We start from the raw sequence: 15,458 nt of genomic DNA, 5'->3' as shown, positions 1-15,458 counted from the left end.
GCGGCCCGTCCCGGCGGACCGTTCACCGGTCCCCGGGGACCGCTTCGCGGTCCCAAACGCACAAGTATGGGTCACGGGGATCATGCATCCGTTCACCGGGTACCGCGCGCGGTGTACTTCTCCAGGCGCGGTACGTCCTTCCCGGTGACGAGCGCGGGACCGGTGAGGACGGGCTTGCCGCCGCCCAGCACGTTGGCGTTGGTCCGGTACAGCCACAGCTCGTCGACGGCGAGGTACCCCTGGAGGTACGGCTGCTGGTCGACGGCGAAGCCGACCTCCTTCGCCTTGAGGCGGCGTACCACCTCGGCGTTCAGGTCGAAGGTGGCGATCTCCGCCTTGCTGTCCGCGTCGTCCTTGGCCTTGACGGCGAGCGCGGCGATCGGGGCGCCGAGTGCGACCACGGCGTCGATCGACGGGTCGGCCTGGAGCTTGGCCTCGATGGAGGACTGGGAGCTCGGCGCGTTCGTGCCGTCGACGTTCAGGTTCTCGACGTCGCCGTCGAAGGTCTTCTTGACGCCGGCGCAGCGCTGTTCCAGCGAGACGTTGCCCTGCTCGTGGATGACGCAGAGGACCTTCTTGCGTCCCTCCTTGCCGAGCTGAGTGCCGACGGCCTCGCCGGCGACGCTCTCGTCCTGGCCGATGTGGCTGAGCGCGCCGAACTTCGCGGAGAACTCGGAGCCCGAGTTGATCGACACGACCGGGATGCCCGCCTGCTCCGCCTTCTTGAGGACGGCCTCCATGGCCTCGGGCTTGGCGAGCGTGACGACGATCCCGTCGACCTTCTTGTCGATCGCGGCCTGGACCAGCTCGGCCTGGCCCTTGGCCTCCTTGTCGTTCGAGTAGAGGAAGTCGACGTTGTCCTTGGCGGCGGCCTGCTTGGCCCCCTTCTGCACGATGTCCCAGAAGGTGTCGCCCTCGCCGGAGTGTGTGATCATCGCGATCTTGAGGCGCGGGGTGTCGACGGCCTTGCCGCCCTGCGCGCCGTCACTCGTGTCCTCGGAGTCCTTGCCGCCCGAGCCGCTGCATCCGGCGGCGAGCGCGATCACCGCGACGAGGGCCGCGGCCGTACGGGCCGTACGCGTCGTGAGCATGGTCGAGCCACCTCTCCTCCGCCGCCCCGTGCGGCTGGAGGTGTTTTTAGCGGGGGCCGCGCGGCGCGGTCAATGGAATTGTCAGAACATTCGGACCCCGCAGGGCCCCGGCACCAGGACCTCAGGTCCTCATGCCCTCTGGACCTCAAGACCTCAGGGCCGCACGAGGAGTTGGAACTCGAAGGAGTAGCGGGAGGCCCGGTAGACGTGGGCGCCGAACTCGACGGCGCGGCCGGTGGCGTCGAAGGTGGTGCGCCGCATGGTGAGGAGCGGCGCGCCCTCCGCCTCGCCCAGGTGTCCGGCCTCGGCGGCGCCGGCGGCACGCGCCCCGATGGACTGGCGGGCGCTGTGCAGGGTGAGGCCGGCGGAGCGCATCAGCCGGTACAGGCCGGTGGCCTCGAGGCGGGAGTCCTCCAGGCCGAGCAGTCCGGTGGGCAGGTGGTTGCACAGGTACGCGACGGGCTCGCCGTGGGCCAGCCGCAGCCGCTCGACGCGGTGCACCAGCTCGCCTTCGGCCACACCGAGTTCGGCGGCGACCTCGGCGGTGGCGGGCACGAGGATGTTGGCGTGGACGCGGGTCTCGGGGCGCTGTCCGGCGGCGGCGAGGTCGTCGTAGAGGCTGCTGAGTTCGAGGGGGCGGCGGACCTGGCTGTGCACGACCTGGGTGCCGACGCCGCGGCGGCGCACGAGCAGCCCCTTGTCGACGAGGGCCTGGATGGCCTGGCGGACGGTGGGCCGGGACAGGCCGAGCCGGCCCGCGAGGTCGATCTCGTTGCCGAGCAGGCTGCCCGGGGTCAGCGCGCCGCGCTCGATCGCCGCCTCCAGCTGCTGGGACAGCTGGAAGTAGAGCGGCACCGGGCTGCTGCGGTCGACGCCGAGCTCCAGGGTGCCGGTCGGGTCGGCTACGGGTTTGGCCACGCGGGCGAGGTTAGCGGCGGGAACGGTTGACGGGAAGTCCGGTTGTCCGGACAAAACGGCTGGGAGACGGCGGGCCGGGCGGACGGGTGTTTGTCAGGACAAAGGATTGACAGCACCTCGGCGGGGCGGCACGTTGAGTCCCATGCGCATCGGACTGATCGGAACGGGCCGGATCGGCACCTTTCACGCGGGGGTTCTGGAGCGTGAGGTGGGCTCGATCGTCGTCACCGACGCCGAGCCCGGGCGGGCCCAGGCGCTCGCCGAGCGGATCGGCGCGACGGCCGCGCCGAGCGTCGACGAGATCTTCAGGTGGGGCGTGGACGCGCTGGTGATCACCGCGGCGACCTCCGCGCACGCGGAGCTGATCGGGCGGGCCGCGCGGGCCGGTCTCCCCGTCTTCTGCGAGAAGCCCATCGCCCTCGACCTGCCGGGGACGCTGGCCGCGCTGCGGGAGGTGGAGGCGGCGGGCACCGTGCTGCAGCTCGGGTTCCAGCGGCGCTTCGACGCCGGGTACACGGCGGCGCGGGCCGCCGTGCGCGACGGCCGGCTCGGCCGGGTGCACACCGTGCGGGCGATGACCTCGGACCCGGCGCCGCCACCGGCCGCGTATCTGCCGCTGTCCGGCGGGCTGTACCGGGACTGTCTGGTGCACGACTTCGACGCGCTGCGCTGGGTCACCGGCCGGGAGATCGTCGAGGTGTACGCGACGGGGTCGGACGCGGGTCCGCCCATGTTCCGCGAGGCCGGGGACGTGGACACGGCGGCGGTCGTCCTGACCCTGGACGACGGGACGCTCGCGACGGCGACGGCGACGCGATGCAACGGCGCGGGGTACGACGTGCGCATGGAGCTCTCGGGCGAGCGGGACACGGTCGTCGTCGGCCTCGACGACCGTACGCCGATCGCCTCCACGGAACCGGAGGGGCCGCGGGCCGCGCCCAAGCCGTGGCCCGGATTCCTGGAGCGGTTCGCCCCGGCGTACGAGGCGGAGCTGAAGGCGTTCGTGGGGGTGGCCCGGGGCGAGCGGGACAATCCGTGCGACGGGTGGGAGGCGCTGGCCGCTCTGCGGGTGGCCGAGGCGTGTGAGCTGTCCCGCGCGGAGCGCCGCGTTGTCCGCCTGGACGAGGTACGCGGCGCCTGATGCGCGGCTGCGGGTCCGGTGGGGGCTGGTCGCGCAGTTCCCCGCGCCCCTGAAATGCAGACCCTTCGGGTCGCATTTCCCCGACGGGTGACCGCCCGATGGAGATCGCGCACGAAGTGCGCATCTCCAGGGGCGCGGGGAACTGCGCGACCAGCCCCCACCGGGGCCGCACCCGGCACACACGCGGAACCCGCCGAGCTGGAAGCCGAAGCCGCCGCCCCCCCTACCAGCGGACCCGGAGCGAGCGCACCCCGCGCATCAGCATCCCCGGCAGCCACTCCCCAGGCACCTGCTCCAGGCGGAGCCCAGGGCACCGTTCGAGCAGCGCCCGCAGGGCGACCCGTCCCTCCAGCCGGGCCAGCGGAGCGCCGAGGCAGTAGTGGATGCCGTGCCCGAACGCCAGATGCCCGCGCGCGTCCCGCCGGATGTCGAACGTGTCCGGCGCCGCGAACCGCTCCGGGTCCCGCCCACCCGTCCCGATCCCGATGAGCACCGGCTGCCCCTCCGGAATCACCGTGCCGCCGATCTCGACCGGCGCCGAGGAGAAGCGGTACGTGGAGGTCTCGACCGGCCCGTCGTAGCGCAGCATCTCCTCCACCGCCCCGTCGAGCAGCGACATGTCGTCCCGCAGCGCGGCGAGCTGCTCGGGGTGGTCGAGCAGCGCGCGTACGCCGTTGCCGATCAGGTTCACCGTCGTCTCGTGGCCCGCGATGAGGAGCAGGAAGGCCATGCCGCGCAGTTCGGTGGGCGAGAGCCGGTCGCCGTCCTCGGCGGTGGTGCGGATGAGGGCGCCGAGCAGGTCGTCGGCGGGTGCGGAGGACCGCTTGTCCTCGATCAACGCGTCGAAGAACTCGATGAGTTCCAGCATCAGCGTGCCGTCGGGCGCGGCGGTCGGCGCGACGACCTCGGTCGACATGCGGCGGAACCGGTCGCGGTCGATGTCGGGCACGCCGAGCAGCTCGCAGATGACGGCGAACGGGAGCGGGAAGGCGAGGGCCTCGATGAGGTCGGCGGAGCCGAGCGGCACCATCGCGTCGAGCAGCTCGTCGGTGATCTTCTGGATGCGCGGGGCGAGCGCCTCCACCCGGCGGGGGGTGAACTCGCGGGTCACGAGGGCGCGCAGCCGTCCGTGCTCGGGCGGGTCGGCGACCAGGAGGTGGCGGCCGATCGGGTCCATCTCCCGTACGCCGGGGGTGGTCTTGACGAGGCGGGGGTCGGTGAACGCGGCGCGGGAGGCCTCGTGCCCGACGACGAGCCACAGGTCCTGGCGCGGCTCGGGGCCCGGCACGCGTACGTGGTGGACGGGGCCGAGCTTCCGCAGCCGCTCGTACGTGGGGTACGGGTCGGCCCAGAATCCCTCGGCTCCGTCCGCGTACTCCTCCAGGTCCACCGGTCCTCGTGCTGCGCCCATGTGCCGTGGCCTTCCTCTCGCCGTCTGTCCGGTCGTCCCTTGTCCAACTCCCCCGGCCCGCCCGGGGTTCCCCGAACATCCTTGGACCGGCCGGGAATTGAACGGGTCAGGGCGCGTCGAGCAGGTCCGCGTCGTGCACGAGCAGGGCGATCTGCACCCGGTTGTTGAGGTCCAGCTTCGTCATGACGCGGGAGACGTGGGTCTTGACGGTGGCGACGCTCATGTAGAGGGTCGCGGCGATCTCCGCGTTGGACTTGCCGCGGCCGACCTCGAGGGCGACGTCGCGCTCGCGGTCGGCGAGCAGGCCGACGCGCGCGCGGGCCCGCGCGGAGCGGGTCTCGCGCTCGGACGCGGCGGCGTGGGTCATCAACTGCCGGGTGACGGCCGGGGAGAGGACGGGGTCGCCGGCCGCGACGCTGCGCACCGCGCCGAGGATCTCGGCCGGTGTGGCGTCCTTGAGGACGAAGCCGGCGGCGCCTGCGCGCAGGGCGCGCAGGACCTGTTCGTCGGCGTGGAAGGTGGTGAGGACGACGACCTCGGGGGCGTCGGGCGCCGCGCGCAGCCGTTCCGTGGCGGTGAGCCCGTCCATGACCGGCATCCGGATGTCTATGAGGACGACGTCGGGCCGTGCCGTGGCGGCGAGTTCGAGGGCCCGCGCCCCGTCGGAGGCCTCTCCGACGATCTCGACGTCGTCGGCGCCGCCCAGCATGAGGGTGAGGCCGGAGCGGACGAGGGCGTCGTCGTCGACGAGCAGCAGTCGGATCGGGTTCATGGCCCCACCGTAGTCATCACCGGGATCACGAAGATCAAGGTCGGCGAAAGCGGCCGGAGCGGTTCACCGGCGCCGCGCCGGGGTGTCATCCGGGCCATGGGAGCCAGGCCCGCACGGCGAAGCCCCCGTCGGGGCCGGGGCCGTGGTCGAGGCGGCCGCCGGCGAGGGTGGCGCGTTCGGTGAGGCCGATCAGGCCCTGTCCCGAGCCGGGCACGTGCGGGACCGGGCCGGGCGGCGGCGGATTGGTGACGGCGACCGTGAGGCCGTCGCCGGGGGCGCCGTCGACGGTGACGGTGACCTCGGCGCCGGGCGCGTGCTTGCGGGCGTTGGTGAGGCCCTCCTGGGCGATGCGGTAGGCGGTGCGTCCGACGGAGGCGGGGACGGTCGCCGGTTCGCCCACCCGGTGGTCGAGTTCGACCTTCATGCCGGCCTCTCGGGACTCGGCGACGAGCCCGTCGAGTGCGGCGAGCGTGGGCTGCGGGCGCCCGGGTTCGTCGCCCTGGTCGCCGGCGCGCAGCACGCCGATGATCTCGCGCAGGTCCTGGAGCGCCTCGTGCGCGCTCTCGCGGATGACTCCGGCGGCGCGCGCGATCTCCGCGCGGGGTGCGTCGGGCCGGAACTCCAGGGCGCCCGCGTGCACGCTGAGCAGGGTGAGCCGGTGGGCGAGGACGTCGTGCATCTCGCGGGCGATGGCCTCCCGGGCCAGGCGCTGGGCCTGTTCGGCGCGGAGTTCGGCCTCGGTCTCGGCGCGCGTGGCCCGTTCACGCAGCGACAGCAGGAGCTGGCGCCGGGAGCGGACGAACATGCCCCAGCCGACCACCGTGATCATGATGACGGCGGTGAACGCGACGGAGACCCCGTACGAGGTGTCGGCCTCGGGCCGCCACCAGAAGAAGAACGGCAGCAGGGCCGCCGAGACGCCCGTGACCCAGGCGGCGTCGCGGAACGGGCGGTGCACGGCGACGGTGAAGATCGAGATCATGACGGCGCCGGCCGCCGTGTCGGAGAGGAATCCGGCGGGGATCATCGCGACGGCGTAGCCGAGCGGCCAGCGCCGCCGCAGCCAGACTCCCGCGCAGGCGAGGGCGCCGACCGCCTGGTCGAGGAGGGCGAGGGCGCGCGGCAGGTCCGGTTCGTCCCAGACCTCCTGGGAGAAGGTCAGGCCGAGGAGGACGGCGACGAAGAAGCAGCCGAAGTCGACGGCCCAGTCACGGGCGGTGCGCCGGCGGCGGCCCGGCCGCCCCTCGGAGTCGAGGTCGAGTTCGTCGGCGACGGCGGAGGACGTCGGCCGGCGGCGCCAGGGCGGACGCGTCCGCTCCGCCGGCTCCGGGAGCGTGATCTGCCGGTTTGCTTCCATGGTCGACAAATCTACGCACGGGAAACGGCCCGGACCGCTTCTTTCGCCCGGCGTGCGACCGAAGTCGTACGAGGAACAACTTCGGTCGCACGCGCACCGCCGGGGAGGCGACTTGTGGTGGACGTGCCTCGCCCCGCGGCCGATGTGGGTGGGGGGTCCGCGGGGCGAGAGTCCTCGGTATGGACAAGACGGAGAAGAAGCGGCTGCGCAAGGCTCTGGAGATCGTCGGCGGGATCATGCTCCTGCAGGGCGTCGCGGGGCTCGTGAACGAGTTCACCGGGCGGCTGACCTGGGGTCTGATCCAGCACATCGGTTTCCTCGAAGGCCGCGAGGTGTACGGCAGCGTCGCGCTGATCGTGCTGGCGATCGCCGTCCTCGCGGCCACCGAGAGCCGCCTGGGCGAGCGGCCGGAGTCCGCCGGCTAACAGCCGAAGTCGACCAGGTCGAACGTCGCGTAGTGGTCGGCGGTGTAGTAGTCCTCCTGGCTGCGCTCGCCGGTCACGATGCGGCGGGCGCCGCGGGTCGGGGAGCCCGGGGTGATGACCGTGTACTCGTGGTAGTAGCCGGTGGACTGCTGGGGCAGGACGCCCTCGCGGTTCTGGAAGACGGTGCCGTCCTGGTCGTACGGGTACGGGCCGCCCTGCTCGATGAGATCCAGGGTGTCGTGCGCCTGCGAGGGCAGGGCCGAGTAGCAGATGTCGCCGACGGCGGCGGTGGACAGGACGGACGCGGAGACCGGGGCCGGGGCGGCCTCGGCGGCGACGGTGGCGGGGCCGCCGAGGAAGAGGGCGGCTGCGATCGCGGCGACGCTGATGAAGCGTGGGGGAATCTTCATGCCTTCAGTGTGACGCGCGTAGAGCAACCGTCAACACCAACTGCGCCTTGTTTTCCAGGAGTTAACCCGTCGCACTGACACCCCGTGAGCCCGTGCGGCGACGGCGTCCGATTGCCGCCAGCTTCCGCCGCCGGAGCCGACTGGAATGGCGGGGCAGGAAGACGACAGCCGACGACACGCCCTGGAGGCGGACATGAACGGCAAGGTGGCTCTGGTGACCGGCGGCGGCCGCGGGATCGGCGCGGCGACGGCGCTGCGGCTGGCCCGCGACGGTTTCGACGTGGCCGTGACCTACGTACGGGACAAGGAGGCGGCCGAGGAGGTGGTGCGCGGGGTCGAGGCGGCGGGGCGCGGCGGGCTCGCACTGCGGGCCGACTCGGCGGACGCGGCGGAGGCGGCCGGGGCCGTGGAGACGGTCGCGGACCGGCTCGGCGGGCTCGACGTGCTGGTCAACAACGTGGGCGTCGGGGTGCTCGGCCCGCTCGACGGGCTGACGCTCGCGGACGTGGACCGGGTGCTCGCGGTGAACGTGCGGGGCGTCTTCCTCGCCTCGCAGGCCGCGGCGCGGATGCTCGGTGCGGGCGGCCGCATCGTCACGATCGGCACGTGCATGACCCAGCGGGTGCCGGGCCCCGGCGGCACGCTCTACGCGATGAGCAAGTCGGCGCTGACGGGTCTGACGAAGGCGCTGGCCCGGGAGCTCGGCGGGCGCGGGATCACGGCGAACATCGTGCATCCAGGGCCGATCGACACGGACATGAACCCGGCCGGCGGCCCGTTCGCGGCGGGCCAGGCGCAGATGACGGCGCTCGGCCGGTTCGGCACGGCCGACGAGGTCGCGCGGACGGTCGCCCATCTGGCGGGACCGGGCGGGAGTTACGTAACGGGCGCCGAGTTCGCGGTGGACGGCGGGCACGCCGCTTAACGCGCCGGACAGGAGCGTGAGAATGCGGGGCGCACCGGTGCTGTCAGGCCGGTGCGCCCCGCAAGTCCTGTGCGGGACCGCTTACTTGGTGCGGTCGAGCAGCTTGCCCTGCGGCTCGGTGAACTCGCCGTCGGCGACGATGCGCTCGCCGCGCAGCCAGGTCGACTTGACGACACCGTGCAGGGTCTTGCCGGCGTAGGCGGTGACGCGGTTGCGGTGCTGGAGCTCGGCCGGGTCGACCGTGAAGGTCTCCTCGGGGGCGAGGACGGCGAAGTCGGCGTCGCGGCCGACGGCGATGGCGCCCTTGCGGTCGTCGAGGCCGACCAGCGCCGAGGTGCGCTCGGACATCCAGCGGACGACGTCCTCGAGCGAGTGGCCGCGCTTGCGGGCCTCGGTCCAGATCGCCGACAGGCTCAGCTGGAGGCCGGAGATGCCGCCCCACGCGGTGGCGAAGTCGTCGGTCTTCAGGTCGGCGGTGGACGGCGAGTGGTCGGTGACGACGCAGTCGATGGTGCCTTCGGCCAGCGCCTGCCACAGCAGGTCCTGGTTGGCCGCCTCGCGGATGGGCGGGCAGCACTTGAACTCGCTGGCGCCGTCCGGGACCTCCTCGGCGGTGAGGGTGAGGTAGTGCGGGCAGGTCTCGACGGTGAGCTTGACGCCCTCGGCCTTGGCGGCGGCGATCAGCGGCAGCGCGTCGGAGGACGACAGGTGCAGGATGTGGACGCGGGCGCCGATCCGCTTGGCGGTGTCGATCAGGCCGCGGATCGCGACGTCCTCGGAGACGCGCGGGCGGGTCGCCAGGTAGTCGTCGTACTTCGGGCCGCTGTTGTGCGGGGCGACGTCCAGCTCGTGCGGGTCCTCGGCGTGCACGATGAGCAGGCCGCCGAAGCCGGCGATCTCGGCCATGGAGGCGGTCAGCCGGTCCGCGTCGAGGTGCGGGAACTCGTCGACGCCGGACGGCGACAGGAAGCACTTGAAGCCGAAGACACCGGCCTCGTGCAGCGGGCGCAGGTCCTTGACGTTGTCCGGCAGGGCGCCGCCCCAGAAGCCGACGTCGATGTGCGCCTTGGCCGCGGCGACCTCCTGCTTGGTGCGCAGGTTGTCGACCGTGGTGGTCGGCGGCAGCGAGTTGAGCGGCATGTCGACGAGGGTCGTGATGCCGCCGGCCGCGGCGGCGCGGGTGGCCGTCCAGAAGCCTTCCCACTCGGTGCGGCCCGGGTCGTTGACGTGCACGTGCGTGTCCACGATGCCGGGCAGCAGCACATGGTCGCCGAAGTCCTCGAGGCGGGCACCGGCCGGCACCTCGGCGTCGTGCGCGAGCACGCCGACGATCTTCCCGCCGGCGACGGCGACCGAAGCGGGCCGCGTCCCTTCGGGGGTGATGACGCGGCTCGAGCGCAGTACCAGTTCGACGTCCGACACCGTGGACCTCCTCATTTCAACGTTCTGTTGAAGGAGTTTTCACTCCGACATGCGAGCCGTCAAGGCTCTAGATGTTTCCACAAAGTGGAATTATGATTCCGATACGCAGAACGTAGCTACCGACGAACTTAGGGGTCAAGGCAGGACCCGGAAGGAAACCGCCGGGTAGGCTGCACCATCGCCTGCCTGTCCTCGAAAGGAACGCGCCGTGCCGACGTCGTCCCACGCCAGCACCACTGAGCCCGCAAAACCCGCGGCCGGTGGTGTCCAGTCCCTCGAGCGCGCCTTCGACCTGCTCGAGCGGATGGCCGACGCCGGCGGCGAGGTCGGCCTGAGCGAGCTCTCCGCCAGCAGCGGCCTGCCGCTGCCCACGATCCACCGCCTGATGCGCACCCTGGTCGCCTGCGGCTACGTACGCCAGCAGCCGAACCGCCGCTACGCGCTGGGCCCCCGCCTGATCCGCCTCGGCGAGTCGGCCTCCCGGCTGCTCGGCACCTGGGCGCGCCCCTACCTCGCCCGCCTGGTCGAGGAGACCGGCGAGACGGCGAACATGGCGCTGCTCGACGGCGACGAGATCGTCTACGTGGCCCAGGTCCCCTCCAAGCACTCGATGCGCATGTTCACCGAGGTCGGCCGGCGTGTGCTGCCGCACTCGACCGGCGTGGGCAAGGCGCTGCTCGCGCACACGCCCGCGGATGAGGTGCGGGCGCTGCTCGCCCGTACGGGGATGCCGGCGGCGACCGAGAAGACGATCACGACGCCGGACGGGTTCCTTGACGCGCTGGAAGAGGTGCGCGGGCTCGGGTACGCGGTCGACGACAACGAGCAGGAAATAGGAGTCCGGTGCCTCGCGGTGCTCGTGCCGGACTCGCCGACGGCGGCGGCGATCTCCATCTCCGGCCCCGCGGGCCGCGTCACGGAGGCCGCGACGGACAAGATCGTCCCCATCCTCCAGCAGGTCGCCAGCGAACTCTCCGCCGCGCTGGCCAACACGGGTAACGGCAACGGGGCGGGGCTTTAGGTCTCGTCGCCGGGTGCCGCTCGGTGGGGGCTGGTCGCGCAGTTCCCCGCGCCCCTGAAATGCAGACCCTTCGGGTCGCATTTCCCCTATGAGCGCGCGCCCCTGGAGATCGCGCACGAAGTGCGCATCTCCAGGGGCGCGGGGAACTGCGCGACCAGCCCCCACCGAGCCGTCAGCCGACCACGGCTCGGCTCAGGCTCCCGTCCACCATCTCGACGACCTGGTCGGCAACCCCGAGATGCCCCCGGTCATGAGTCACCAGCACCGTGGCCGTCCCGCGCTCCCGCGTGAGCCCCCCGATCAACTCCAGCACAGCCACCCCCCGTTCATGATCCAGCGCACTGGTCGGCTCGTCGACCAGCAGCACCCGCGGCCCGTTCATGAGCGCCCGCGCGATATTGACCCGCTGGCGCTGCCCGCCGGACAGCTGATGCGGCCGCCGGTGCGCCTGCTCGGCCAGCCCGACGGAGTCGAGCAGCTCCGCCGCCCGCGCCCGTACGTCCCGGGGCCGGCCCCCGCCCAGGTGGGCCATGACCTGCAACTGTTCCAGCGCGGTCAGCGACGGCAGCAGATTGGGCTGCTGGAAGACGATCCCGACGGCCCCGCGCCGCAGCGCCGCCGCGTCGGCCCGGCTGAGCCCCGTCGCCTCCGTACCGTCGATCACGACCCGCCCGCTGTCCGGCGTGACCAGCGTCGCGGCGACCGCGAGGAGGCTGGACTTCCCGGAGCCCGAGGGGCCGACCACGGCGGTCAGCGTCCCGGCCGGAACCTCCAGGCCGACCCGGTCGAGCGCGGTGAGCCGCCCGTCCCCGTCCGGGTAGGTGAGCGTGATGTCGTCGAGCAGCAGGGTCATCGGGCGCTCCCGAGGGCGGTGAGGGGGTCGACGGCGGTGATCCGCCGGACGGACAGGGCGGCGCCGACGAGACCGAGCACGGTCATCACCGCGGCGGGGCCGAGCGCGGTCACGGGTTCGAGGACAAACGGCACACCGTCCGGCACGAACGCCCCGAAGAGCGAGGCGAGCAGGGTCCCGACGGCCGTGCCGCCGACGAGCATCACGACGGCCTGCCCGAGCGCGTCGCGCAGCAGATAGGGCGTGGAGGAGCCGAGCGCCTTCAGGACGGCGATGTCACCGCTGCGCTGGATCGTCCACACGGTGAAGAACGCGCCCACCACGAGCGCCGAGATCACGAAGAGGAAGCCGCGCATCAGCTGCAGCGAGCCGTTCTCCGCCTGGTAGGAGCCTATGGCGGACAGCGCGCCCTCGATGGTCGCCGACTCCGTGCCGGCGGCCCGGTCGGCGGCGGCGAGGTCCGCCCCGGCCGAGGTGCGCAGGGCGACGACCGTGGCGCCGGTCGAGTGCGCGAGGGACTGCCAGTCGCCGAGATCGGCCCAGACGACGGGTGTGTGGCTGTAGGAGTCCTGGCCGGACACGGCGGCGACGGTGAGCCGCTGCCCGCCCAGCTCGATCCGGTCGCCGCGGGCGGCGCCGAGCTCGTCGGCGGCCTTCGTGGAGAGGACCACGGCGCCGGGCCCGGTGGCGGCGGGCGCGAGTCCGGACTCCGGCCGCACGCCGAACACGGACACGGCCGCGCTCTGCCGCCCCGCCTCGGCGTTGACGGTACGGATCCCGATGGGCTCGGCGCTGTCCACCCCCGGGCGCCCGCCGAGCTCCCGCCACTGTTTCTCCGTGACGTCGGAGCCGGTGAAGGACACCGACTGCCCGGCGGCGGGCCGGGCGAAGGCGAGGTGGTCGGCGGGCAGTGCGGTCAGCGCGGACGTGTTGTCCCGGGCCAGGCCCGCGGTCAGTCCCGACAGCAGTCCCACCAGCAGCGTGATCAGTACGATCACGGTCCCCATCAGGGCGAACCGGCCCCTGGCGAACCGTAGGTCTCTCCATGCGACGAACATGAGGTCCACCCTCCTGCCAGGGACCCCGCGCGGGCATCGCGCCACAGCACGCTTCACCCGAATCGAAGGAGGGAGGCGGCTTTCAAACTTTCGGTTGACCGCACCGTCGCGCCCGGCTCCGTACGCTGGTGAGCGGTATGGATCCACGTTCACTCACCCCCGCCCTGCGCGTCCTGCGCCTCTGCCTGCATCTGCTGACCGCGGGGCTGCTCGCGCTCGTCGTGGTCCGCGCGGCCACGGGACGGTCCGACGAGCCGGCCGGGGCGGTGGTGGCCGTCGCCGTCGCGATGGGCGTCGTCTACGCGGCGGGCTCCCTGGTGCCGGCCGTGCGGAACGCCCGGACGGGCGCCTCGCTCTGGCTGGCCGCCCTCGGCACGGTGTGGGCGGTGCTCCTCGTCCTGTCGCCCGACGCGCTGTGGCTGGCCTTCCCGCTGTACTTCCTGCTGCTGCACCTGCTGCCGGCCCGCTGGGCGGTCCCCGCGGTGGTGCTCGCGGCGGGCGCGGCCATCGCCTCGTACGTGGGGCACGACGGGGCGGTGAACCCGGGCGCGTTCATCGGACCGCTGCTCGGGGCCGCCGTCGCCGTGGCGACCGTGCTCGGCTACCAGGCGCTGTACCGGGAGAGCGAGCGCAGGCGGCGGCTGATCGAGGAGCTGATCGCGACCCGGGCCGAGCTCGCCGACGCGGAGCGTGCCGCGGGCACCCTCGCGGAGCGGGAGCGGCTCGCCCGCGAGATCCACGACACGCTGGCGCAGGGCCTGTCCTCGATCCAGCTGCTGCTGCGCGCGGCCCAGCGCGACCTGCCCGGGGACTCCCCCGCCGCCGCGCACATCGAGCAGGCGCGGGCGGCGGCGCAGGACAATCTCGCCGAGGCCCGCCGTTTCGTCCGGGCGCTCACACCGCCGGATCTCGCGCACGGTTCGCTGGCCGGGGCGCTGGAGCGGCTGTGCGCGACCGCGCCGGGCCTGACCGCCCGGTGCACGGTGAGCGGCACTCCGCTGGAGCTGCCGACCCCGTACGAGGTGGCGCTGCTGCGGATCGCGCAGTCGGCGCTCGGCAACACGGTGCGGCACGCGCACGCGCGCCGCGCGGAGATCACACTCAGCTTCATGGAGACCTCGGTGGCCCTGGACGTGGTGGACGACGGAGACGGCTTCGATCCGGAGCGGGCGGTCTCCGGCGACGGCGGCTTCGGCCTGCCGGCGATGCGGGCGCGGGTGCGCGAGCTCGGCGGCACGTTCACGGTCGAGTCGGCGCCCGGGCACGGCACGGCCGTCGCGGTGACCCTGCCGGTGCCGGTGCCCGTCGGGGGTGACGCGTGATCCGGCTGCTGCTCGCCGACGACCATCCCGTCGTACGGGCCGGACTGCGGGCCGTGCTCGACGCGGAGCCCGACTTCGAGATCGTCGCGGAGGCCGCCACGGCGGAGCGGGCGGTCGAGGTGGCCGGTGCGGGCGGGATCGATGTCGTGCTGATGGACCTGCAGTTCGGCACGGGGATGCACGGGGCGGAGGCCACGCAGCGGATCGCGGCGCTCGAGGGCGCGCCGCGCGTCCTGGTCCTGACGACGTACGACACGGACGCGGACATTCTGGCGGCGGTGGAGGCGGGGGCCTCCGGCTATCTGCTGAAGGACGCGCCGCCGGAGGAGCTGGCGGCGGCGGTGCGGACGGCCGCCTCGGGGCGTTCGGCGCTGGCCCCGGCGATCGCGCTCCGCCTGATGGACCGGATGCGGGCGCCCTCCGAGGCGCTGAGCCGGCGTGAGCTGGAGGTGTTGCAGCTCGTACGGGACGGACTGTCCAACGCGGAGATCGCGGGTCAGCTCTTCCTCAGTCAGGCCACGGTGAAGTCCCATCTGGTGCACATCTACGCGAAGCTCGGGGTGGAGTCGCGGACGGCTGCGGTTGCGCGGGCGACGCGGCAGGGGTTGCTGCGGCCGTAGCGTCGGCGGCTGCGGGCCGGTGGGGGCTGGTCGCGCAGTTCCCCGCGCCCCTGAAATGCAGACCCTTCGGGTCGCATTTCCCCGACGCGCAAGCGCCCGATGAGATCGCGCACGAAGTGCGCATCTCAGGGGCGCGGGGAACTGCGCGAGAAGCCCCACCGGGCCGCACCCTCCGAGGAGACGGGTCGGACCGAGCTCTCAGTGGCTCAGGTCGAAGTCCGACGGAGTCGCCCGGCGCAGGGCACGCAGCTCCGCGCGGGGAACAACCCGCAGCGGAACCGTCAAGACAGGACACACCGCCCCCCGCCGCACCCCACGAACGACCCGCCCCCGACGCAGGCGGCGCGGCCGGACGCCGACGACGAGGAGGTCGTCGGGCTGATCGGCGAAGGACAGGAGCGCCGGCGCGGGCCGCTCGCGGACCACCCGGAGCTCCACGTCCAGCCCCTCCGGAACCCCGCCGAGCGCACGCGACACCGCACGGGCCAGCTCCCGCCGCGCCTCCCCGTACCAGTGCCGCGCCCACTGAGGATCGGGCCAGCGCCGGTACAGCCCCTCCCCCTCGGGCGGCTCCCAGGCCAGCACCACGACGAGCGCCCGCCCCGACCGCCCCGCCTCCGCGGCAGCGACGCGCAAGGCCCCCAGGCTCGCGGCCGATCCCCCGACGCCGACCACGACCCGACCGCTCCTGCCGGTCCCCATGCCCCTGCCT

General features: G+C 73.1%; 16 protein-coding genes. 6 read left to right on the top strand and 10 right to left on the bottom strand.

What is annotated here, in order from left to right; genetic code table 11:
• Positions 1–92: 92 nt before the first annotated feature.
• Positions 93–1,091, bottom strand: coding sequence for a sugar ABC transporter substrate-binding protein (locus ACIBTU_RS14040; RefSeq protein WP_399126330.1), 999 nt, complete (start codon positions 1,089–1,091; stop codon positions 93–95).
• Positions 1,092–1,244: 153 nt separating this feature from the next.
• On the bottom strand, positions 1,245–2,009 hold the full coding sequence (locus ACIBTU_RS14035; RefSeq protein ID WP_399126329.1) for a GntR family transcriptional regulator: 765 nt from the start codon (positions 2,007–2,009) through the stop codon (positions 1,245–1,247).
• A gap of 142 nt (positions 2,010–2,151) precedes the next feature.
• On the opposite strand from ACIBTU_RS14035, the gene ACIBTU_RS14030 reads away from it, so the two are divergent.
• Positions 2,152–3,150 carry a Gfo/Idh/MocA family oxidoreductase gene (locus tag ACIBTU_RS14030; RefSeq protein WP_399126328.1) on the top strand — a complete coding sequence of 333 codons (999 nt, stop codon included), beginning with the start codon at positions 2,152–2,154 and terminating at the stop codon, positions 3,148–3,150.
• A gap of 223 nt (positions 3,151–3,373) precedes the next feature.
• Here ACIBTU_RS14030 and ACIBTU_RS14025 read toward each other — a convergent pair whose 3' ends face one another.
• The 3 genes from ACIBTU_RS14025 to ACIBTU_RS14015 form a co-directional block, all read right to left on the bottom strand.
• Entirely contained in the window at positions 3,374–4,561 is a 1,188-nt protein-coding gene (locus ACIBTU_RS14025) for a cytochrome P450 (RefSeq protein ID WP_399126327.1), read from the bottom strand.
• Positions 4,562–4,667: 106 nt separating this feature from the next.
• On the bottom strand, positions 4,668–5,333 hold the full coding sequence (locus ACIBTU_RS14020; RefSeq protein WP_399126326.1) for a response regulator: 666 nt from the start codon (positions 5,331–5,333) through the stop codon (positions 4,668–4,670).
• An 85-nt stretch (positions 5,334–5,418) separates the two neighbouring features.
• Complete coding sequence (locus ACIBTU_RS14015; RefSeq protein ID WP_399126325.1) at positions 5,419–6,690, bottom strand: histidine kinase; 1,272 nt, start codon at positions 6,688–6,690, stop codon at positions 5,419–5,421.
• A gap of 179 nt (positions 6,691–6,869) precedes the next feature.
• On the opposite strand from ACIBTU_RS14015, the gene ACIBTU_RS14010 reads away from it, so the two are divergent.
• Positions 6,870–7,115, top strand: a complete 246-nt coding sequence (locus ACIBTU_RS14010; RefSeq protein ID WP_399126324.1) for a hypothetical protein — start codon at positions 6,870–6,872, stop codon at positions 7,113–7,115.
• On the opposite strand, the gene ACIBTU_RS14005 is transcribed toward ACIBTU_RS14010, so the two are convergent.
• Entirely contained in the window at positions 7,112–7,525 is a 414-nt protein-coding gene (locus ACIBTU_RS14005; protein WP_399126323.1) for a ribonuclease, read from the bottom strand. The genes ACIBTU_RS14010 and ACIBTU_RS14005 overlap by 4 nt on opposite strands.
• A 145-nt stretch (positions 7,526–7,670) precedes the next feature.
• Here ACIBTU_RS14005 and ACIBTU_RS14000 point away from each other — a divergent pair, with 145 nt between their 5' ends.
• Positions 7,671–8,450 carry an SDR family oxidoreductase gene (locus ACIBTU_RS14000; protein WP_399126322.1) on the top strand — a complete coding sequence of 260 codons (780 nt, stop codon included), beginning with the start codon at positions 7,671–7,673 and terminating at the stop codon, positions 8,448–8,450.
• An 81-nt stretch (positions 8,451–8,531) separates the two neighbouring features.
• On the opposite strand, the gene allB is transcribed toward ACIBTU_RS14000, so the two are convergent.
• Complete coding sequence (gene allB, locus ACIBTU_RS13995) at positions 8,532–9,872, bottom strand: allantoinase AllB (RefSeq protein ID WP_399126321.1); 1,341 nt, start codon at positions 9,870–9,872, stop codon at positions 8,532–8,534.
• A gap of 208 nt (positions 9,873–10,080) precedes the next feature.
• Here allB and ACIBTU_RS13990 point away from each other — a divergent pair, with 208 nt between their 5' ends.
• Positions 10,081–10,893: an IclR family transcriptional regulator gene (locus tag ACIBTU_RS13990; protein WP_399126320.1), complete on the top strand. Its 813-nt coding sequence runs from the start codon at positions 10,081–10,083 to the stop codon at positions 10,891–10,893.
• Between the two features lie 172 nt (positions 10,894–11,065).
• On the opposite strand, the gene ACIBTU_RS13985 is transcribed toward ACIBTU_RS13990, so the two are convergent.
• Together ACIBTU_RS13985 and ACIBTU_RS13980 are read right to left on the bottom strand one after the other, a co-directional pair.
• Positions 11,066–11,746 carry an ABC transporter ATP-binding protein gene (locus ACIBTU_RS13985; protein WP_399126319.1) on the bottom strand — a complete coding sequence of 227 codons (681 nt, stop codon included), beginning with the start codon at positions 11,744–11,746 and terminating at the stop codon, positions 11,066–11,068.
• A complete protein-coding gene (locus tag ACIBTU_RS13980) occupies positions 11,743–12,804 on the bottom strand; it encodes an ABC transporter permease (protein ID WP_399126318.1) in 1,062 nt (353 codons plus the stop codon). The genes ACIBTU_RS13985 and ACIBTU_RS13980 overlap by 4 nt, the downstream gene beginning before the upstream one ends.
• A 137-nt stretch (positions 12,805–12,941) precedes the next feature.
• On the opposite strand from ACIBTU_RS13980, the gene ACIBTU_RS13975 reads away from it, so the two are divergent.
• Positions 12,942–14,126 (top strand): sensor histidine kinase, encoded by a 1,185-nt coding sequence (locus ACIBTU_RS13975; RefSeq protein ID WP_399126317.1) that lies wholly within the window; start codon positions 12,942–12,944, stop codon positions 14,124–14,126.
• A complete protein-coding gene (locus tag ACIBTU_RS13970) occupies positions 14,123–14,746 on the top strand; it encodes a response regulator (protein ID WP_399126316.1) in 624 nt (207 codons plus the stop codon). Before ACIBTU_RS13975 ends, ACIBTU_RS13970 begins: the two co-directional genes overlap by 4 nt.
• 198 nt (positions 14,747–14,944) lie before the next feature.
• Here the strand turns inward: ACIBTU_RS13970 and ACIBTU_RS13965 are convergent, their stop codons facing one another.
• Positions 14,945–15,448 (bottom strand): universal stress protein, encoded by a 504-nt coding sequence (locus tag ACIBTU_RS13965; RefSeq protein ID WP_399126315.1) that lies wholly within the window; start codon positions 15,446–15,448, stop codon positions 14,945–14,947.
• Between the last annotated feature and the right edge of the window lie 10 nt (positions 15,449–15,458).

The sequence above is a fragment of the Streptomyces sp. NPDC050145 genome, from assembly GCF_044460245.1.
In the GTDB taxonomy this organism is placed as follows: Bacteria; Actinomycetota; Actinomycetes; order Streptomycetales; family Streptomycetaceae; genus Streptomyces.
This window is presented reverse-complemented; position numbering and strand designations above follow the sequence as displayed.